The organism is Dietzia sp. DQ11-44 (assembly GCF_014145205.1).
GTDB classification, from domain to species: domain Bacteria; phylum Actinomycetota; class Actinomycetes; order Mycobacteriales; family Mycobacteriaceae; genus Dietzia; species Dietzia natronolimnaea.
The window spans coordinates 1-2200 of the sequence record NZ_JAALEC010000703.1 but is presented as its reverse complement, the minus strand read 5'-3'; the positions used below and the strand labels follow the sequence as shown (position 1 = coordinate 2200).

Genomic DNA, 2200 nt, shown 5'->3' with positions numbered 1-2200 from the left:
CGGCGGGCGCGCCGAGGTGTGGACCCGGCTGGACTCCGGCCCGGGTTCGGACGCCGTCACCGTCGGCCTCCGCGGAACACCCGACGACGCCGAGGTGACCATCACCGACGCCACGATCGGCTCCACGGCCGAGCCCGAGGTCTCCTCGCGGCACCGGGCCAGGGTCGCCCGGGACGGCGGGTCGCTGCGACTGACCGTCGACGGCACCCAACAGCGCTGGACCGTCGTCCGCTCCGCTGACCCCAAGGCGGCGGACACCTTCTGGGTGGCCGGCGACGGTGGCACCTGGGACCTGCGGCTGCTCCCGTTGATCGACTCCCGGATCCACGACGCCGGGTTGTCGGACGGTCAGATCCTCAGTCCCATGCCCGGATCGGTCATCGCGTGCTTCGTCGCCGACGGCGACGAGGTGACCGCGGGCCAGAACGTCCTGGCCGTCGAGGCCATGAAGATGGAACACGCCCTGTCGGCACCGATCGACGGGGTGGTCCGGCTGAACGTCTCCACCGGCGAGCAGGTGCCCGCCGACCATCTGCTCGCGACCGTCGAGCCCCACCCCTCCACCGAAGAATCCGAAGGAGAAGGTAATGCCTGAGTTGGAAGAGCACTACGCCGACCTGAAGTCGACGGTCGCCGAGTTCGCCGACAAGGTGGTCGCCCCCGCCTCGGCCGAGCACGACCGCAACCACACCTTCCCCTACGAGGTCGTCGCCAAGATGGGCGAGATGGGCCTGTTCGGCCTGCCCTTCCCGGAGGAGTTCGGCGGCATGGGCGGCGACTACTTCGCCCTCTCCCTGGCACTCGAGGAGCTGGGTCGTGTCGACCAGTCGACCGCCATGACGCTCGAGGCGGGCGTGGGCCTCGGCGCGATGCCGATCTACCACTTCGGCACCGACGAGCAGAAGAACACCTGGCTGCCGGATCTCGCCGCGGGCAGGAAGCTCGCGGGCTTCGGCCTCACCGAGCCCGGTGCGGGGTCGGATGCCGGCGCCACCAAGACCACCGCGAAGCGGGACGGCGACGAGTGGGTGGTCAACGGCAACAAGCAGTTCATCACCAACTCGGGGACCGACATCACCTCGTTGGTCAACGTCACCGCGGTGACCGGCGTGCGGGACAACGGCAAGAAGGCCATCTCGACCATCATCGTCCCGTCGGGCACGCCCGGCTTCACGGTCGAGCCGGCGTACGACAAGGTCGGCTGGAACTCCTCCGACACCCACCCGCTGACGTTCTCCGACGTGCGGGTCCCGGCGGAGAACATCCTCGGCGAGGAGGGGCGCGGGTACGCGAACTTCCTGTCGATCCTCGACGAGGGGCGCATCGCGATCGCCGCGGTGGCCACCGGCGCCGCCCAGGGGTGCGTCGACGAGTCGGTGAAATACGCGCGTGAACGCGAGTCCATGGGCCAGAAGATCGGGTCGTTCCAGGCGATCTCCTTCAAGATCGCCCGCATGGAGGCCCGCGCCCACACCGCGCGCTGCGCCTACTACGAGGCCGCCCGCCTCATGCTGGCCGGCAAGCCGTTCAAGAAGGAGGCCGCCATCGCCAAGATGGTCTCCTCCGAGGCGGCCATGGACAACGCCCGGGACGCCACCCAGATCCACGGCGGCTACGGGTTCATGAACGAGTACCCGGTGGCCCGGCACTACCGGGACTCCAAGATCCTCGAGATCGGCGAGGGCACCACCGAGGTGCAGCTCATGCTGATCGCGCGCGGTCTCGGGTTATGAGTGACCAGGCTGTGACGATGGACGGACAACGCAAGGAGATCGTCCAGCGCGGACTGTGGTTCGAGGAGTACGAGGTCGGCACCGCCTACCTCCACCGCCCCGGGCGCACGATGACCGAGACGGACAACGTCCTGTTCACCACGCTCACCATGAACACCCAGGCCCTGCACCTCGACGCGGCGTGGTCGGCCGAGCAGCCGGGCTTCGGCGGCGAGCGGCTCATGAACTCCATGCACACGCTGTCGACGCTGGTCGGGCTGTCGGTCGCGCAGCTCACCCAGGGCACGATCGTGGCCAACCTCGGGTTCTCCGAGGTCACCTTCCCCAAGCCCGTGTTGCACGGTGACACCCTCTACGCCGAGACGGTGTGCACGGACAAGCGGGAGTCGAAGTCGCGCCCGGGCGAGGGCATCGTGACTCTCGAGCACATCGGTCGCAACCAGCACGGTGACGTGGTGGCCAGGGCC

3 protein-coding genes are annotated in these 2200 nt (G+C 68.9%); all 3 read left to right on the top strand.

What is annotated here, in order from left to right:
• On the top strand, positions 1-595 hold a 595-nt coding region (locus G6018_RS15895; protein WP_182640133.1), incomplete at its 5' end, for a biotin/lipoyl-binding protein.
• Positions 588-1733, top strand: a complete 1146-nt coding sequence (locus tag G6018_RS15890; protein ID WP_179525850.1) for an acyl-CoA dehydrogenase family protein — start codon at positions 588-590, stop codon at positions 1731-1733. The genes G6018_RS15895 and G6018_RS15890, both read left to right, overlap by 8 nt.
• Positions 1734-1750: 17 nt before the next feature.
• A partial coding sequence (locus G6018_RS15885) for a MaoC family dehydratase (RefSeq protein WP_182640134.1) occupies positions 1751-2200 on the top strand: 450 nt, incomplete at its 3' end.